This is a genomic window from Variovorax sp. 05N34, from assembly GCF_056397405.1.
This window is the reverse complement of record NZ_JBFTNI010000003.1, coordinates 288,585-304,428: the sequence shown is the minus strand read 5'-3', so window position 1 is coordinate 304,428 and position 15,844 is coordinate 288,585. Positions and strand designations below refer to the sequence as shown.

The window sequence follows — 15,844 nt, the reverse complement described above, 5'->3', positions numbered from 1 at the left end:
GCAGTGATGACACGCAGTGCGGAGCGTGGGGGTCATGAAAAGAATCGCGCTGGGCTTGCTCTGCGCCGCCGCGCTTCTGTATGTGGCAGCGACGGCGCTCGAATCGCGACATGCGGCCTGGAGCTACGTCGCCGCTTTCGCTGAAGCCGCGATGGTCGGCGCCATTGCCGACTGGTTTGCCGTGGTCGCGCTGTTCAGGCACCCGATGGGCCTGCCCATTCCGCACACCGCGATCATTCCGGCCAACAAGGACCGCATCGGCGCCAAGCTGGCCGGCTTCATTTGCAATAACTTCCTGAGCACGCAGCAGGTGCTGACCAAGCTGGCGCAGTTCGATCCGGCCTCGCGGTTGGCCGATTGGCTTTCGCGCACGGACCACGCGGAGAAGCTGGCCGAGCATCTGATCGCTGCCGTCAGATATGGATTGAGCGCCTTCGACGACGCGCGTGTGCGCGACTTCCTCGGGCGCATGGCTTCGGCGGGGCTCGCCCAGGTGGATATCTCGCGCCTTGCCGGCCAGGCGCTCGACGCACTCACTGCGGACGGCCGGCACCAGACGCTGCTCGACGATGTGCTGGTGCAAGTTGCCGGCATGGTCGAAGGCGATGAAGTCCAGGAGCACATCACCGAAGCCATCGCTCGCGAAATCAAGGCGCTGCGTTATGTGGGCCTGGACCAGGTCGCCGCCAAGCTCGCCACCCGCAAGATCGTGAATGCCGTCGCCCGCACCATCGGCGAAATGGCGGCGGACCCTGCGCATCCGCTGCGCGTGCGTTTCGATGAGTTCATGGCCGGCTTCGTCGAGCGGCTCAAATCAGACCCTGAATTCCGGCGCCGCGGCGAAGTCATGCGTGCCGACTTGCTGGCACACCCCGCGCTGGGCGACTACCTGCACGGCCTGTGGAGCGAACTGCTCGCATGGCTGCACGAGGATCTCGGCAAGAGCGATTCAAGCATTCGCCTGCGCATCATCGCCATGGCCGGAACGCTCGGCGCGCGCCTGAAGGCGGACGAGGCAATGCGCGTATGGATCAACGAGCAGATCGTGGATGCCGCCCCACGTGCCATCGAGCGCTATCGGGAGGACATCCGCCGCTACATCGTCGAACGTGTCGCCGACTGGAACGCCGACGAGATGACCAATGAACTCGAGCGCCACATCGGCCGCGACCTGCAGTTCATCCGCGTCAACGGAACCCTCGTCGGCGGCCTGGTAGGCCTGGCCATCCATACCGCCACCCAAGTCTGGAAGGGTTGATGGTGAAACAGGTTAGCCCGTATTAAGTCCGTATTTTTCCGTCGGCAGTGATCATCGATAGCTCGACGAACTTCGACGCCACATGATTGCGCGGCGAGAACGACACCTCGAACCCGCCGAACTGCTGGCGATCGATGCCTTCCAGACCCGCGATCAGTCCTTCTCGGCTGGGCTTGCCCGGCGCACGACGCAGCCCTTCGACCAGCACCTTGGCGGCCAGGAAGCCCTCCTGGCTCGAGAAGTTCGCCTGCGCCTTCGAATTGCTCTTGCGCACCGCTTCGCTGAATTCCCGCGTGATGCCATTGGCTGCGTTGTAAGGCGAAGGCACGACCTGCGTGACCACGACGCCCGCACCTTCCTTGCCGAGTTCGTCCGCCAATGCCTGCGTGCCGACGAAGGAAACGTTGAAGAAGGTGCCGCCGTAACCCGATTTGCGCGCCTCGCGAATGAAGGCCGCGCAAGATTTGTAGGCGCTGACCTGGACCACGGCGTCTGGCCGGGCCGCGATGATCGTCTTGACCGCCGCGGAGACATTGACCGAATTGCGCTCGACCGTCGCGAGGGCGGCCGGCTTGAGGTCGAGTTGCGACAAGGCCAGGGTGACGCCGTCGAGACCTGCCTTGCCATAGGCGTCGTTCTGATAGAAGACCGCGATCTTCTTGAGGCCCAGGTTGGTCAGCTGCTTGACGATCAGCGCGGTCTCGTCGTTGTAGGAAGCGCGCAGGTGAAAGACGTTCTTGCGGAACGGCTCCCGCAGCGCCATGGCCCCCGTGAAGGGCGCGATGAAAGGCACCTTGGCGTCCACCGCCAGCGGCAGAGCGGCAAGGCTGGTGGGGGTCCCGATGTAGCCGAACAGCGCGAAGACATCGTCGTCGATCAGCTTCTTAGTGTTTTCGGCGCAGCGGTCCGGCTCATAGCCATCGTCCAGGAACTTGATCTGCACGCTGCGGCTCGACTGCGCGTTGTACTGGTCAAGGAAGAGCTTCGCGCCTTCATAGAACTGAATGCCGAGCTGCGCAGCCGGCCCGGTGAAGGGCGCGGACTGGCCGAGAACGATCGGAACATCGCCCTGAGCCCTGGCGAACTGGAAGCCGGCGAGCGCTGCTGCGCCAGTGGCCACGGAAAACTGTCTGCGATTCAACATGTGATAACCCCCACGCCCGCTTTGTCAGGCGCACAACTTAGACTCGGCCGGTTGCTTTCCCCCACTGATTCATGACTTCCCACTCTCCAGTGCGCGAGGCGCACCCGGTGCATCAAGTGCTCGGCGCATGCCCACATGACTGCCCGGACACTTGCGCGCTCGTCACCACCGTGCAGGACGGCGTCGCCGTCAAGCTGCAGGGCAATCCTGAACACCGGCACACGGCAGGCGTCCTTTGCACCAAGGTCTCGCGCTACATCGAACGCAATGACCACCCGGAACGGCTGGTCCAGCCGCTGAAGCGATCGGGGCCCAAGGGCAGCGGCCGCTTCGAGCCGGTGAGCTGGGACGCTGCGCTGGACGACATTGCCCTGCGTCTGAATGCAATTAGAAGTAACAATCCGGAAAAGATTGTGCCCTACAGTTACGCCGGAACCATGGGTCTGGTGCAGGGCGAATCGATGGATCGTCGTTTTTTTAACAAGCTGGGCGCATCGCTTCTGGACCGCACGATCTGCTCCACCGCCGGTGGTGAAGCCTTAGGTTTTACTTTGGGGGGCAAGGTCGGCATGCGGGTCGAATTTTTCGCCGAAGCGAAGCTGATCCTTATCTGGGGCAGCAACTCGATCGCCAGCAACCTGCATTTCTGGCGCCATGCGCAAGCTGCCAAGCGGGCAGGGGCGCGACTGGTGTGCATCGATCCCCGCAAGACAGAGACCGCGGACAAGTGCGACGAGCACGTGGCCCTGCTGCCGGGCACCGATGCCGCCCTGGCATTTGCGCTGATGCACGAGCTGATCGTGAACGACTGGATCGATCACGACTACATCGAACGCTACACCGTGGGTTGGTCGCAGCTTCGCGAGAGGGCATTGCAGTGGCCTCCGGCCCGGGCAGCCGAAGTGTGCGGCGTGCCCGAAGCGCAGATCGTCGAATTGGCTCGCGCCTATGGAACCACCCGCCCGGCGGCCATCCGCTTGAACTACGGCATGCAGCGCGTACGTGGCGGTGGCAATGCGGCGCGTGCCGTGGCTTGCCTGCCCGCATTGGTGGGCGCATGGCGCGAACGCGCAGGAGGTCTTCTGCTCAGCAGTTCGGGGCTCTTTCCCGTAGACCGCGCAGCGCTGCAGCGACCGGACCTGCTCGCCGGACGGCAGCCGCGCACCATCAACATGACCGCCATCGGCGACGCGTTGCAGGACGATGCGCATCCGATCGAGGCGTTGATCGTCTACAACAGCAACCCGGTCGCGGTCGCACCCGACTCCGGCAAGGTGGTTGCGGGCTTTGCGCGCGAAGACCTCTTCACCGTCGTGCTCGAACAGTTCCAGACCGACACGGCCGACTATGCCGACTACGTGCTGCCGGCCACCACGCAACTCGAACACTGGGACATCCATTTCAGCTACGGCCACACGGACGTGATGCTGAATCGCCCCGCGGTTGCGCCCCGTGGACAGGCGCGCAGCAACACCTGGGTGTTTCGCGAACTCGCCCGGCGAATGGGCTTCGACGAGCCCTGTTTCTCTGACGAAGACGAGACGCTTTGCCGTGCGGCATTCGCGGCTGACGCGGTGGACTTCGACGAATTGCAGGCGCGCGGATTCGCGACACTGAAGCTGCCCGATGCGCCCTATGCCGAAGGCAACTTCCCGACGCCGTCGGGCCGCTGCGAATTCTTCAGCCAACGGCTCGCTGCGATGGGACAGGACGGCTTGCCCGATCACATTCCCAATTACGAGCCAGCCGGAAGCTCCAATGAATTCCCGCTCGCGATGATCTCGCCGCCGGCGCGCAACTTCCTCAATTCAAGCTTCGTCAACGTCCGCAGCCTGCGTGCGATCGAAGTCGAGCCTGTGCTCGAAATCAACGATGCCGATGCCCGCCCGCGCGGTATCAGCGATGGCGCCATCGTGCGTGTCTTCAACCAACGGGGCGAGTACCGCTGCAAAGCCGAGGTTTCGCGCAGGGCTCGTCCGGGGGTGGTGCACGGCCTGGGCATCTGGTGGCGCAAGCTCGGCATGGACGGCACCAACGTCAACCAGCTCACCAGCCAGCGCCTGACGGACATCGGCCGCGGCCCGACTTTCTACGACTGCCTCGTCGAGGTGGAGTCGGTTGCGGAACCCGCGGTCGCGCCATGAAGCGGACTCGGTGGGCACTGCTTGGAGGTGCCGCGATCATCGGCGCGGCAGCGCTGGCGGGATGTGCCGACGTCGGCTACTACTGGCAATCGGCCAGCGGCCATATCGATCTGATGCGCGCAGCGCGCCCAGTGCCCGAATGGATCGAGGACCCGTCCGCATCCAAAGCCCTCAAGTCGAAGCTCGAACTCGCGCAGCGCATTCGCCGCTATGCGGTGACCGAGCTCGATTTGCCCGACAACGCGAGCTACAAGGCCTACGCCGACCTTCATCGCACCGCTGCGCTCTGGAACGTCGTCGCGGCGCCGGCACATTCGCTTCAACTGAAGACCTGGTGCTTCCCAGTCGCCGGCTGCGTCGGGTATCGCGGCTATTACGACGAAGCCGCAGCCAACGCCGAGGCCGCAGTGCTGCGTTCGCAGGGCCTCGAGACGGCGGTCTACCCCGTGCCTGCCTACTCGACGCTCGGCTGGATGAACTGGGCGGGCGGTGACCCACTGCTCTCGACTTTCATCGGCTATCCCGAAGGCGAACTGGCGCGGATCGTGTTTCACGAACTGGCGCACCAGGTGCTGTACGTGTCGGGCGACACCACATTCAACGAATCGTTCGCGACCGCGGTGGAGCGCATCGGCAGCACGCGCTGGCTCAAGACACAGGCGAGCGAAGCGGCTCGGATCGAATATGCCGAGTTCGATGCACGCCGCCAGGAGTTTCGCGCGCTCACCGCCGAAACCCGCCTTGTGCTGCAGGGCATCTATTCGTCCAAAGAAGCCGAGGCCCACGACTGGGCCGCGGTCGACGCCAAAAAGCAGGCGGCCATGGAAGATTTCCGCAGGCGCTACGCAGCACTTCGCGCCACATGGACCGGCCCTCGGCAGGGCGCCTATGACGCCTGGGTGGCCCGCGCGAACAATGCGGCTTTCGGCGCGCAGGCTGCCTACGACGAACTCGTGCCCGGCTTCGAGGCGTTGTTCGAGCGCGAGGGAGAAGATTGGCCGCGCTTCTACGCAGCCGTCAAGCAACTCGCCGCGATGCCCAAGGCAGCACGCGACCTGGCCCTGAAAACCGCCCCCGCTTCACCCGACCAGCTCATGCAGACTCGTTCCCCTTGCTGCAAGCCCGAACACAACGGAGGCCACGGTGCCTGACATCGACATCGAACGCAATCACACGCTGGGCCTGCCGGCCGCCCGCGCCGTCGCCCGCCAGTGGATGCAGCGCGCCGAACAGGACTACGGCATGGAGTGCAGCTATGCCGAAGGCGAAGCGTGCGACGTGGCCCAGTTCGGGCGCGCGGGCGTCGATGGCAATGTCGAGGTCAGCGCCGACAACATCAAGTTGCGCGCGACGCTGGCTTTTCCGTTCAACAGCTTGAGCGAACAGATCGAACAGCGCCTGCGGGAGAACCTCGACGAGTTGCTCGGCGCCCCTTCGGCGGGGGACAGTGCCCGCAACGAAAAGGATTGGCTGTGAGCCGAACGGCTCAGCGCAATGATTCGATCAGGTCGATGTATTGCTGCTTGGCCTCGTCTGCGCTCAAACCCTTGCGCGACGTCCAGGCGTCCCATTTGGCGCGCGCGACGATGTCGCTGAAGCTCGGCTTTTTCTCCGTGTTGTCGCCCCCCGTCGCCTGCTTGAAGAGGCCGTAGATCTTGAGCAGCGTCGGATTGTCCGGGCGCTCGGCGAGCAGTTTGGAGTTGGCCTGGGCGGCTTCGAACAGGGCGTTGAGATCAGACATTGCGGCACTCGGCAAATAATGACCCGCGATCTTAAGTGACGGTTTCGCATCAATAACTTCAAACGCCAAGACATGACGAAGCTGAGCACCGACTCGCCCGACATCGCCGCAACTTTCGCTCCTGTCGCCCGAAGCCCGCGACTGGTATGCGCGGCCGCGCTACTTTGGGGTTTCGTGGTTTTCATGCCGGTCGGGCTCAACTACGTTGGTGCGGGTCTGCTGATCCTCGCCGTTCTGGTTTCGGGCGGACTGCGCGAGCGCGCTGCGCGACTGCGCAGCGACCCGCTGCGCTGGCCCATCCTGGCGTTCGTCGTCTGGACGCTGGTCGTGCTGGCGTTCCGGCCGCATCATCCCGAGACAGGCTTGAGCCTGTGGCACGACGGGCGCATTGCGGCCACGCTGGCAATCACCCTGGTCCTGTCGGTCGAGGAAACGGTGTGGGCATTGCGCGGCTTCCTCGCCGCGGCCGCATTCGCATTGATCGTGATCATCCTCGCGCACACGGTCGGCGTGCCCTTGCTGCCGATCTGGCACAACGTCGTCGTGATGAAGGGCAACAAGTCCATCAACGATGCGCTGCTGTTCACGGTGATTGGCGCGTCGGCTGCGGTGTGGGGGCTGGCGCATCTCAACGACACGCGCGACCGTTGGCATTGGGCCGGTCCGGCCTTTGCAGTGACCATCGGGATGGCCGTGATCGTGACTGTGACGCTGCCCTCGCGCACCTCACTGCTAGGACTTCTCCTGGGCGTCTTCGCCGCGTGCGTACATCAATGGCGCGGCCGGTTGCGCGTGCTGGCCGTGTCGTTGGCCGTGGGCGTCGTGGTGGCGGGCTGTCTCGTCTCGCAGGCGCCGTCGGTGCAGGAGAAGTTCACGTTGGGCATCCAGGAACTCGAAGCCGCCAAGGCCGGTGCGGTTTCGGAGGGAAGCTGGGTCGTGCGCTATCACATGTACCGCGAGACCACGCGCATGATGCTCGACGCCCCGCTGGCCGGCCTGGGGCTCGGCAGCTGGACGCCGGAATGGCATCGGCGCGGCCCCAAGCTGCTGTACGACTACAGCATGCCGCACAACGACTTTCTTTGGATGGGTGCCGAAACAGGTGTGCCGGGCCTGCTCGCGCTCGCCGCGATATTCGTGACGGGGCTCGTCGTCGCATGGCGTCGCCGCGACATCACCGGAAGGCTGGCCTTTGTGGCGATGCTGATCCTGTTGGTGGCGACCTGCGTCAACTCGGCCATGCGCGATGCCGCGATCGGACTGAGCCTGCCGTGGATCGCCTTCTTGTACCTGCACCTCGTTCGCGCGCCCGGCAACCCATGGGTCGGCGTGGTGCCGGGGCGCTGGGGCGCGGTGCTGCGCGGCTAGATCTTCAATTTCCCCCAGGCCGCGCCCTGCACGGCAAGCAGGCCGGATCGGCCCTGCACGGTGCCCTGTTCCAGCAGATGCCGGGGCAGTGCGGCGCTGGCGGATTCGTCGTGCAGATTCCGCATCGCGACCAGCGAGTGACCTTGCGCACGCCACCCGGCGAGCAGCCGCTCGAACACGGGCCGCAGCTTCATGCCTTCGAGTTCGGCGTGCAGCGTGTAGACCTGGTCTTGCGTGGTGCCCTCGGTCAGTGCGAGCAGTTGCTCATGCACGTTGTCGACGGTGATGTCGCCCACGCCGATGAGTTCATCGAGCGTCGGCAGCGTGGTCGGGTACTGCGGCGGCCCAAGCACCGCGCCGTCCTGGCCAACGGGCACAAAAGGATGGGTGCCACGCGAATCGGACGCGAAGGTGATCCCGAGCATGGTCTCGGCCTTGGCCGCCGCCGGGTTGAATTGCCAGCCCGCAGCGCCGTGCAGCACCGGCGGCGAGCCGAACACTTCAGTGTGGCGATCGGTCGCGAGGCGCATCTGGTGCTCTGCCCAGGCGGCGTCGTGCGTCATGAGCCCGTCCTGCCAGCGCACGTGGTCCCAGCAATGCACGCCGACCTCGAAGCCGGCATCGCGAACGGCACGCAAGGTGGCCGCTTCTTTCCGGCCAATGTCCGGCCCCGGCAGCAAGACGCCGTAGAGCAAGGTCTTCACACCGTAGTGCTCGACCACCGACGTGCGAGATACCTTGCTGAGAAACCCGGGCCGAAACACTCGAAAAATCGCGCGGCCCGTGTGATCGGGGCCGAGGCTGAAAAGAAAGCTCGCGCCCGCGCCCGCATCCGTCAGGACCTTGACCAGGGGCGGAACCCCTTCGCGCGTGCCTCGCAGAGTGTCGACGTCGATCTTGAGTGCGATGCGCGCCATTGCGCTCAGGCTTCCAGATCGGCGGCGGCAGCAGCGGCGTGGTCGCTGTAATACGCGAAAAGGGCGCGCAGCGCGTCTTCCATGCCGACGGTGGGCTTCCAGTCGAGGTCCGAAATGGTCCGGCGGATGTCGGGCACGCGCTGCAGCACGTCCTGATAGCCGCTGCCGTAATAGTCTTCGGCGGCAACGTCGATCAGCTTGACCTTCGCCGCGGCGTCGCGGTACTCGGGCAAGGTAGCCGCCAGGCTCAACATCATGTTGGCAAGTGCGCGGATCGAGTGGTTGTTGTTAGGGTTGCCGATGTTGTAGATCTTGCTGTCGGCCACGCCGCCTTCATTGGCGATGATCTTCACGAGCGCTGAAATGCCGTCGTCCACATAGGTGAACGCGCGTTGCTGGCTGCCGCCATCGACCAGCCGGATCGGTTCGCCGCGCACGATGTGACCAAGGAACTGGGTGATGACGCGGCTCGAACCTTCCTTCGGCGCATGCAGGCTGTCGAGCCCGGGGCCGATCCAGTTGAACGGACGGAAGAGGGTGTAGCGCAGGCCCTGTTCCTGGCCGTAGGCATGAATCACCCGGTCCATCAACTGCTTGGCGCAGGCGTAGATCCAGCGCGGCTTGTTGATTGGGCCGTACACGAGGTTCGATGCTTCGGGATCGAAGGCTGCGTCGGTGGACATGCCGTAGACCTCGCTGGTCGATGGGAAGACCACGCGTTTTCCGTAGCGCACGCATTGCCGGATGATGGGCAGATTGGCCTCGAAGTCGAGCTCGAACACGCGCAGCGGCTCGCGCACGTAGGTCGCCGGCGTGGCGATTGCCACCAGCGGCAGCACCACGTCGCACTTCTTCACGTGGTATTCGATCCATTCCTTGTTGATGGTGATGTCACCTTCGAAGAAGTGGAAGCGCGGATTGTCGAGCCAGGGAGCGACGCGGTCGGACATCATGTCCATGCCGTGGACTTCCCAGTCGGTGGTTTCCATGATGTGGCGGGTCAGGTGGTGACCGATGAAACCGTTGACGCCGAGGATCAGGACTTTGAGCATGTGGTTCTGCTTTTCTGGAGGAAAGGGGGCTTCTCAGGCGTCGGCTTCGAGCCAGCGGGTGGAGAAGAGGGTTTCGAAATCTTGCGCGCCGAACGGTTTGGCGTCGCCTTCGCGGCGCGCGGACATGACACGCAGCGCACTTCCGTCGGCGGCGACCAGCCAAAGCGTCTGCCCATCGGTGCCCAAACGCAAGCCTTGGCCGCGTGCTTCCACAGGCGTTTCAACAGGCGCGGCCGCACGCAAGGTGCGTTCGATGAGGATGCGCTGGCCGTTGACCGTCAGGAATGCGCATGGATAAGGCGGGGCGAGTGCGCGCACGAGATCATGGGCTTGGCGGGCATTCGCATCGTTCGGAATGCGCCCGTCTTCGGGACGGCGCCCTCCGAAGTAGCCGCCCTGCGACAGATCCTGCGGACGCTCGATTGCCGTGCCGTCGAGCAGCGCCGGGAGGCTTCGCGCCAGCACGATCTCGGCCGCGAGCGTCACTTTGCCGAACACGTCGCGGGCCGTGTCGTTTGAAAGGATGGGCACCGCGAACTGATCGACGATGGCGCCGTTGTCCGGCTTTTCGTTCATGCGATGCAAGGTCGCGCCTGTTTCGCGCGCGCCGTGGAGCACCGCCCAGTTCACAGGCGCGCGTCCGCGGTATTGCGGCAGCAGCGAACCATGCATGTTGAAGGCGCCGCGGCGCGGCATATCGAGCCACTCGCGCTTGAGCATCTGCCGGTAATAGAACGAGAACAGGAAATCGGGTTCAAGCGCGCGTGCGCTTTCAAGCAGCGCCGGATCGTGTGGATCGGTGGGTGTGACGACTCGCAGGCCGTGTTCGGCGGCGACAGAGGCCACGCTGCCGAACCAGATCGTCTCGCTGGGCGAGTCGGTGTGCGTCACGACCAGCCCCACGTCGACCCCTGCATCGAGCAGCACCTGCAGGCAGCGCACGCCGACGTCGTGATAGGCGAACACGATCGCGCGCGGCGCGCGCAGGGCGGCCGTCATTCCCTGCGCTCCAGGATTGCGCTGACCAGGTAGCGCGGCCGTGCGCGGACTTCCTGGTAGATGCGCCCGATGTATTCGCCAAGCAGCCCGATACCGAAGAGCGCGAGCCCGATCAAGAGGAACACCAGCGCAAACAGCGTGAACACGCCGCCCACTTCAGGGCCGAGGATGAGACGCCGCGCCGCCAGGATCACGAACAGCAATCCCGAAAGCAGCGAGACCGCAAGGCCCAGCAACGAGAAGGCCTGCAGCGGCACCAGCGAGAAGCCGGTGACCAGATCGAAGTTCAACCGGATGAGGCTGTACAGCGAATACTTGGATTCGCCCGCATGCCGCGCTTCGTGGCCGACCACTACTTCGGTTGGATTCTTGGCGAACTGGTAGGCCAGCGCCGGGATGAAGGTGTTCATCTCGTTGCACTGGTTGATGAGTTGGACGACGTCGCGGCTGTACGACCGCATCATCGACCCGTGGTCGGTCATCGCGATGCCGGTGAGACGGTGGCGCAGCCGGTTCATTGCGCGCGAGGCCCAGCGGCGCCATGCGACGTCCTGCCGGTCTTGCCGGATCGAGCCGACGTAGTCGGAGCCTTCGTCCATCGCATCGAGCAGAAGCCGGATGTCCTCGGGCGGGTTCTGCAGGTCGGCATCGAGCGTGACGATGCGCTCGCCGCGGCAATGCTCGAAGCCCGCGAGGATCGCGCGGTGCTGCCCGAAGTTGCCGTTCAGCAGGATCACACGCGTGACGTCCGGCCGCAACTCGAACTGCGCCGCAAGCAAGGAGGCCGAGCGGTCGCGGCTGCCGTCGTCGATGAAAACGATCTCATAGGCGATCGCCAGTGCGTCGAGCGCGGGATAGAGCCGCTCGAACAGCGCGGCAAGGCCGGCCTCTTCGTTGTAGACCGGGATCACGACGCTCACCGTCGGCCGCTCAGCCAGAAACGGCGGTTGCGTGATGGTGGACGTGGCGGCGTCGTTCATTTGCGTGGCGTCCATGTCAGCGCAACGTGGCCATCACCCTGGCGACGGCATCACAGACGCGGTCCACGTCGGCGTCGGCCATGGCCGGGAACAACGGGAGCGTGATCGTGCGCGCGCCGATGTCCTCGGACACGGGGAAGTCGCCCGGCGCATGGCCGCGCTTGCGGAACATGGTGAAGAGGTGCATGGCAGGGTAGTGCACGCCGACACCAATGCCTTGCTCCCGCATCGCTGCGATGAAATCGCCCCGGCGCGGCGCGAGCTCCCGAGGAAGCAGCGGCTGAAACATGTGCCAGTTGCCTTGCCGCGTCAGGTCGGCGGGGGGCAGTTCGAAGCCGAGCGTCGTGTCCCACCGCGCGAGATAGCGCTCGGCCAGTTGCCGCCGGCGGACGTTGAATTCGTCGACCTGCCGAAGCTGCCCGAGCCCGATGGCGGCGGCCACGTCAGTGAGATTGGCCTTGCTGCCCCAGGCTTCGACGTCCATGCCGCCGTCCGGGAGACGCGTCACGCCCTGAAGGCGGAGCTTTTCGAAGCGACGCGCCTCGTCTTCGTTGTTGACGACAAGGCAGCCGCCCTCGGACGTCGTCAGGTTCTTGTTGGCATGAAAGCTGAACGACACCAGATCGCCGAAGCTACCGATTTCGCGGTCGCCCCAGTGCGAACCGAAGGATTGCGCCGCGTCTTCGACCACGCGCAGCTTGTGCTTTTGCGCAATCGCGTTGAGCCGGTCGCGGTCGACCGGCAAGCCGGCGAGGTCGACCGGCATCAATGCCCGGGTGCGCGGCGTGATGGCGCGCTCCATCAGGTCGAGATCGATGTTGCGGGTGTTCGCATCGGCATCCACGAAGACCGGCGTGGCTCCGACGGCAAGGATCACGTTGGCCGTCGCGACCCAGCTCATCGGTGTGGTGATGACTTCGTCGCCAGGGCCGATGTCGCACAGCCGCAGACCGAGCTCCAGGGAGGCCGTGGCCGAACTGACCAGCCGGACAGGGCGGCCGCCCATGCGCTGCGACAGCGCTGCCTCGAGCGCCTGGCACTTGGGGCCGGTCGTGATCCAGCCCGAGCGCAGCACGTCGCCGACTTCGGTGATGGTGCGTTCGTCGATCGACGGACGCGTGAAAGGGAGAAACGGTAGGGAACTCATGCGGTACTCCCGCTGCGGGCCACCAGGATCACGCCGACGATGATCACACCGATGCCCAGCCAGCGCTGCAGGTTGACGTCTTCGCCGAAAAGCCACCAGGCGAGCATGGCATTCACGACATAGCCGATGGAAAGCATAGGGTACGCGATGCTCACCTCGACGCGCGACAGCGCGATGATCCAGACGACCACGCTGACGGCATAGCAGGCCAGACCGCCGAGGATGCCGGGATGATGGGCCAGGCCGAGCGCCGTGCGGAAAAGCGCGGGTGCGCCGGCCGACATCGATATCTCGCCTGCACTGTTGGCGCCGGCCTTGAGCAGAAGCTGCGCGACAGCGTTGAGCAGCACGCCCGACAGGACCCACAGGAAATCGAGTGCTTTCATTTACTTCCTGGTAACGACCACGCGTCGCTGGTCTTCATACACGATGCGCATTGGCAGCCCGCGCTGCTGGAGTTCCATCCACGTATCGCGGCCCATGTAGGCCGCCGCCTGGGGCAGCGATTGCCAGCGCGTCACGAACTCATCCAGAGTCTTGATCCAGCGATTCGGTTCTTCGATTTCGCCGAGCGCGAATTCGTCAATGTATTCGACCAGCGTTACCGGGCGGCCCAGGTAGAAAGGCAGCGTCTGGTCGTAGGTGCGAACGGAGAAGACCGGCGTATCGGCCGTGATCTCGCGCTGCAGGATGGGCGCGAACGTCGCGGCGCTCTTGAGCTGCCCATAGGTGTTGTGCGATTGCAGGACCACCAGGGTCCCGATCAGATGGCAGAACGCGAGGCTCAGCACGGCCGCCGTGACCTTGCGCCGGCCCAGCAACCACCATGCGAAGGCGGCGCCCACCAGGAAAACGGCGCCGCCGACCCGGATGGCCGCGGCGATCGGCGCGAGCATCTCGGCCGGCGTGGTGAGCGAGGCGAAGCGGCCCACCTGGGTCGAAAGGACGAACACCAGCACCCAGGCAAGAACCGGCAGGAGCAGATGCCAGCGCAGGACGGAAGCCGAGGCATTGCGCAGTTGCAAAGCGACCAGCATCGCCAGCGCCGGGAACATCGGAAGGATGTACGACGGAAGCTTGGAGCCCGAAGCCGAGAAGAACAGGAAGATGAAGACGCACCAGACCAGCAGGATGTCGCGGGCGGCAATCGGCGGCCGACCGCCGTCCGCAGTGCCCTTGCGGAACAGCCACGGCAGTGCCCCGGTCCAGGGAAGCATTCCCCCCAGGAGGATCGGAACGTAATACCACCATGCACCCTCCCGTTGGTGCACGTTGGACAGATAGCGCTGCAAGTGTTCGTGGATGAAGAAGAACTGCGCGAAGACAGGATTGCGCGCCGACACCAGCACGAACCACGGCGCCGCAAGCGCGAAGAGGATCAACAGCCCGGACACCCAATGCATGCCGCGCCACAAGCGGGTGGTGCGCCGCCAGATGCTGACGAAGACCAGCACGGCCCCAGGGATCGCGATGCCCACGAGGCCCTTGCTCAACACCGCCCCGGCCATCGCCGCCCATGCGAGCCAGATCCAGCCGCGCCGCGCGCGCGCATCTGAAGTGGTGCTGTCGTTGGCCAGCAGCATGGCGCAAAGCGCCAGCGTGAGAAACAGCGTCAGTCCGGCGTCCAGCGTGAGGAAGTGGCTGTTACCCGCGATCCAGGTCATCGATGCGGCAATGGCGAGCGTGCGGATGCCGGTTTCGCGGCCCCACAGCCGGCCGGCCGTGAAGCCGACGGCCGACACCGTGAGGAAGCCGGCGACCCCCGGCCACAGGCGCGCTGTGAAATCGGAGACACCCAAAGCCAGGAACGCCAGCGCGCCCACCCAGTATTGAAATACCGGCTTCTCGAAATACAGAAGGCCGTTCAGCCGGGGCGTCACCCAGTCGCCGGTGCGCGCCATCTCGAGCGCCAGCGTGGCGTAGCGGCCTTCGTCGGGGGTGATGAGGGAACGTGTTCCGAGGCTGATGAACCAGATGAGAAACAGCGCCGCAAGCAACAACATCACGCTCATGACGGTCCATGACGTGGCGCTGCGGGAAGGCGTGCTGGCGGAAGGGGTGAGCCGGGCGTCAGCGTCGGCGTCGGGCGCGCCGTAACGCTGATTGGCAGTCATCTTCATCAAACTTGGCGGGCGGAAAAGTCCAGGAGCAAGTGGGTAGCGGCGGTCCTCGACGGGGCGGCCGAAGTCAACCCCCGAAGGTGCCTCAGGGGGATGAATTCTAGGTGAACGGCCGTCCCAGTCTGACCTTATCCGTCAGTCTGCAAGGCCCGCCCGCGCGAGTTCGATATCAAGCCTTTCGCGGGCGTCCGCGGGCTCCAGGCCGGCGGCCTTTTCATAGAGCCGCGTCGCTTCGGCCATGCGCGTATCGCCGTACAGCATCAGCAGTCCGCGCGCGTACTCCATGAGCGCGCTGGCGGAATGCGGGTTGATCTGCAATCCGCGCTCGAACAGTTGGATCGCCGTTTCCGCACGCACCCCATAGGTCATCCGGCCGACAAGCGCGCCGACCTTGTCGATGACCTCGGCATGGAATGCGGCCAGCGCGACATAGGCTTCCGGGTAGCTCGGCTGCAGCTCGATCACCCGCTCGAGAGCGCCTTTGACCTTCGACCCGAGACCCTGCGCCAAGGCTCGCGCCACGCTGATGCCCTGGCTGTAGCGGCCCAGCGAATAGGCTTGCCAGAAGAGTGCCTGGCAATTGTTCGGCTCCGTGGAAACCTGTGCGGTGGCGCGTTCCGTAACCTGCCTGAACAAGGCCAGGCGAACGGCTTCGCGCGGCTCCAGGTAGTTGGCATAGACCGCCGTGGCTTGATTGGCGAGGCACGAACCTTCGCGCCCGAGCTTCAGGGCCGCTTCGACTGCCCGCTCGAACTCCCCGCTGTGATAGAGCGCCCAAGCCTCCGCCAGCGCCCCCGTGGGTGGCTGCAGACCCTGTCCGATATGCAGACGCTCCCAGTGCTCTGCCAGATTCGACGCGTCGAAGCGAGGCGTGTCCCCGTACGGTATGCGCGTCCATGGCCCTATGGTCGGCGCGTTGCCAGTCGACAGCCGCGGGAGGGGTTGGAGGTCTGGCTGGGTCATTCGGAAAGAAA

15 protein-coding genes are annotated in these 15,844 nt (G+C 64.9%); 5 read left to right on the top strand and 10 right to left on the bottom strand.

What is annotated here, in order from left to right:
* Positions 1–34 precede the first annotated feature (34 nt).
* Positions 35–1,258 carry a DUF445 domain-containing protein gene (locus tag AC1DMA_RS10455; RefSeq protein ID WP_478144130.1) on the top strand — a complete coding sequence of 408 codons (1,224 nt, stop codon included), beginning with the start codon at positions 35–37 and terminating at the stop codon, positions 1,256–1,258.
* Positions 1,259–1,280: 22 nt separating this feature from the next.
* Here the strand turns inward: AC1DMA_RS10455 and AC1DMA_RS10450 are convergent, their stop codons facing one another.
* On the bottom strand, positions 1,281–2,402 hold the full coding sequence (locus AC1DMA_RS10450; protein WP_478124991.1) for an ABC transporter substrate-binding protein: 1,122 nt from the start codon (positions 2,400–2,402) through the stop codon (positions 1,281–1,283).
* A gap of 71 nt (positions 2,403–2,473) precedes the next feature.
* Between AC1DMA_RS10450 and AC1DMA_RS10445 the strand changes: the two genes are divergently transcribed.
* The 3 genes from AC1DMA_RS10445 to AC1DMA_RS10435 are packed head-to-tail and all read left to right on the top strand — an operon-like array spanning position 2,474 to position 6,022.
* Positions 2,474–4,546, top strand: a complete 2,073-nt coding sequence (locus AC1DMA_RS10445; RefSeq protein ID WP_478144129.1) for a molybdopterin-containing oxidoreductase family protein — start codon at positions 2,474–2,476, stop codon at positions 4,544–4,546.
* Positions 4,543–5,697, top strand: coding sequence for an aminopeptidase (locus tag AC1DMA_RS10440; protein ID WP_478124989.1), 1,155 nt, complete (start codon positions 4,543–4,545; stop codon positions 5,695–5,697). The genes AC1DMA_RS10445 and AC1DMA_RS10440 overlap by 4 nt, the downstream gene beginning before the upstream one ends.
* Positions 5,690–6,022 (top strand): polyhydroxyalkanoic acid system family protein, encoded by a 333-nt coding sequence (locus tag AC1DMA_RS10435; RefSeq protein WP_478124988.1) that lies wholly within the window; start codon positions 5,690–5,692, stop codon positions 6,020–6,022. Before AC1DMA_RS10440 ends, AC1DMA_RS10435 begins: the two co-directional genes overlap by 8 nt.
* Positions 6,023–6,032: 10 nt before the next feature.
* On the opposite strand, the gene AC1DMA_RS10430 is transcribed toward AC1DMA_RS10435, so the two are convergent.
* Positions 6,033–6,287, bottom strand: a complete 255-nt coding sequence (locus AC1DMA_RS10430) for an acyl-CoA-binding protein (RefSeq protein WP_478144128.1) — start codon at positions 6,285–6,287, stop codon at positions 6,033–6,035.
* 72 nt (positions 6,288–6,359) lie between these two features.
* Between AC1DMA_RS10430 and AC1DMA_RS10425 the strand changes: the two genes are divergently transcribed.
* Entirely contained in the window at positions 6,360–7,655 is a 1,296-nt protein-coding gene (locus tag AC1DMA_RS10425) for an O-antigen ligase family protein (RefSeq protein WP_478124986.1), read from the top strand.
* Here the strand turns inward: AC1DMA_RS10425 and AC1DMA_RS10420 are convergent.
* The 8 genes from AC1DMA_RS10420 to AC1DMA_RS10385 all read right to left on the bottom strand — a co-directional run bounded on the left by AC1DMA_RS10420 (position 7,652) and on the right by AC1DMA_RS10385 (position 15,833).
* Positions 7,652–8,572, bottom strand: a complete 921-nt coding sequence (locus tag AC1DMA_RS10420; RefSeq protein ID WP_478144127.1) for a polysaccharide deacetylase family protein — start codon at positions 8,570–8,572, stop codon at positions 7,652–7,654. The two genes, AC1DMA_RS10425 and AC1DMA_RS10420, sit on opposite strands and share 4 nt — an antisense overlap.
* A gap of 5 nt (positions 8,573–8,577) precedes the next feature.
* Positions 8,578–9,624 (bottom strand): bifunctional UDP-4-keto-pentose/UDP-xylose synthase, encoded by a 1,047-nt coding sequence (locus AC1DMA_RS10415; RefSeq protein WP_478124984.1) that lies wholly within the window; start codon positions 9,622–9,624, stop codon positions 8,578–8,580.
* Positions 9,625–9,657: 33 nt separating this feature from the next.
* Positions 9,658–10,623 carry a formyltransferase gene (locus AC1DMA_RS10410; protein ID WP_478144126.1) on the bottom strand — a complete coding sequence of 322 codons (966 nt, stop codon included), beginning with the start codon at positions 10,621–10,623 and terminating at the stop codon, positions 9,658–9,660.
* Positions 10,620–11,603 (bottom strand): glycosyltransferase, encoded by a 984-nt coding sequence (locus tag AC1DMA_RS10405; RefSeq protein ID WP_478144299.1) that lies wholly within the window; start codon positions 11,601–11,603, stop codon positions 10,620–10,622. Before AC1DMA_RS10405 ends, AC1DMA_RS10410 begins: the two co-directional genes overlap by 4 nt.
* 16 nt (positions 11,604–11,619) lie before the next feature.
* Positions 11,620–12,750 carry a DegT/DnrJ/EryC1/StrS family aminotransferase gene (locus AC1DMA_RS10400; RefSeq protein WP_478144125.1) on the bottom strand — a complete coding sequence of 377 codons (1,131 nt, stop codon included), beginning with the start codon at positions 12,748–12,750 and terminating at the stop codon, positions 11,620–11,622.
* The gene (locus AC1DMA_RS10395) at positions 12,747–13,136 is read right to left on the bottom strand and encodes an SMR family transporter (RefSeq protein WP_478124981.1); all 390 of its coding nucleotides are present in this window, start codon (positions 13,134–13,136) and stop codon (positions 12,747–12,749) included. The genes AC1DMA_RS10400 and AC1DMA_RS10395 overlap by 4 nt, the downstream gene beginning before the upstream one ends.
* Positions 13,137–14,864 (bottom strand): glycosyltransferase family 39 protein, encoded by a 1,728-nt coding sequence (locus AC1DMA_RS10390; protein WP_478144124.1) that lies wholly within the window; start codon positions 14,862–14,864, stop codon positions 13,137–13,139. It abuts the gene before it with no gap.
* Positions 14,865–15,005: 141 nt separating this feature from the next.
* Positions 15,006–15,833: a hypothetical protein gene (locus AC1DMA_RS10385; protein ID WP_478124979.1), complete on the bottom strand. Its 828-nt coding sequence runs from the start codon at positions 15,831–15,833 to the stop codon at positions 15,006–15,008.
* Positions 15,834–15,844 lie beyond the last annotated feature (11 nt).

What these genes read in the sequence shown, in the direction of transcription:
- AC1DMA_RS10405 (WP_478144299.1), bottom strand. Translation starts at nt 11,603, where the DNA reads ATGAACGACGCCGCCACGTCCACCATCACGCAACCGCCGTTTCTGGCT.
- AC1DMA_RS10395 (WP_478124981.1), bottom strand. Translation starts at nt 13,136, where the DNA reads ATGAAAGCACTCGATTTCCTGTGGGTCCTGTCGGGCGTGCTGCTCAAC.
- AC1DMA_RS10415 (WP_478124984.1), bottom strand. Translation starts at nt 9,624, where the DNA reads ATGCTCAAAGTCCTGATCCTCGGCGTCAACGGTTTCATCGGTCACCAC.
- AC1DMA_RS10445 (WP_478144129.1), top strand. Translation starts at nt 2,474, where the DNA reads ATGACTTCCCACTCTCCAGTGCGCGAGGCGCACCCGGTGCATCAAGTG.
- AC1DMA_RS10400 (WP_478144125.1), bottom strand. Translation starts at nt 12,750, where the DNA reads ATGAGTTCCCTACCGTTTCTCCCTTTCACGCGTCCGTCGATCGACGAA.
- AC1DMA_RS10385 (WP_478124979.1), bottom strand. Translation starts at nt 15,833, where the DNA reads ATGACCCAGCCAGACCTCCAACCCCTCCCGCGGCTGTCGACTGGCAAC.
- AC1DMA_RS10425 (WP_478124986.1), top strand. Translation starts at nt 6,360, where the DNA reads ATGACGAAGCTGAGCACCGACTCGCCCGACATCGCCGCAACTTTCGCT.
- AC1DMA_RS10440 (WP_478124989.1), top strand. Translation starts at nt 4,543, where the DNA reads ATGAAGCGGACTCGGTGGGCACTGCTTGGAGGTGCCGCGATCATCGGC.
- AC1DMA_RS10450 (WP_478124991.1), bottom strand. Translation starts at nt 2,402, where the DNA reads ATGTTGAATCGCAGACAGTTTTCCGTGGCCACTGGCGCAGCAGCGCTC.
- AC1DMA_RS10410 (WP_478144126.1), bottom strand. Translation starts at nt 10,623, where the DNA reads ATGACGGCCGCCCTGCGCGCGCCGCGCGCGATCGTGTTCGCCTATCAC.
- AC1DMA_RS10390 (WP_478144124.1), bottom strand. Translation starts at nt 14,864, where the DNA reads ATGACTGCCAATCAGCGTTACGGCGCGCCCGACGCCGACGCTGACGCC.
- AC1DMA_RS10455 (WP_478144130.1), top strand. Translation starts at nt 35, where the DNA reads ATGAAAAGAATCGCGCTGGGCTTGCTCTGCGCCGCCGCGCTTCTGTAT.
- AC1DMA_RS10430 (WP_478144128.1), bottom strand. Translation starts at nt 6,287, where the DNA reads ATGTCTGATCTCAACGCCCTGTTCGAAGCCGCCCAGGCCAACTCCAAA.
- AC1DMA_RS10420 (WP_478144127.1), bottom strand. Translation starts at nt 8,572, where the DNA reads ATGGCGCGCATCGCACTCAAGATCGACGTCGACACTCTGCGAGGCACG.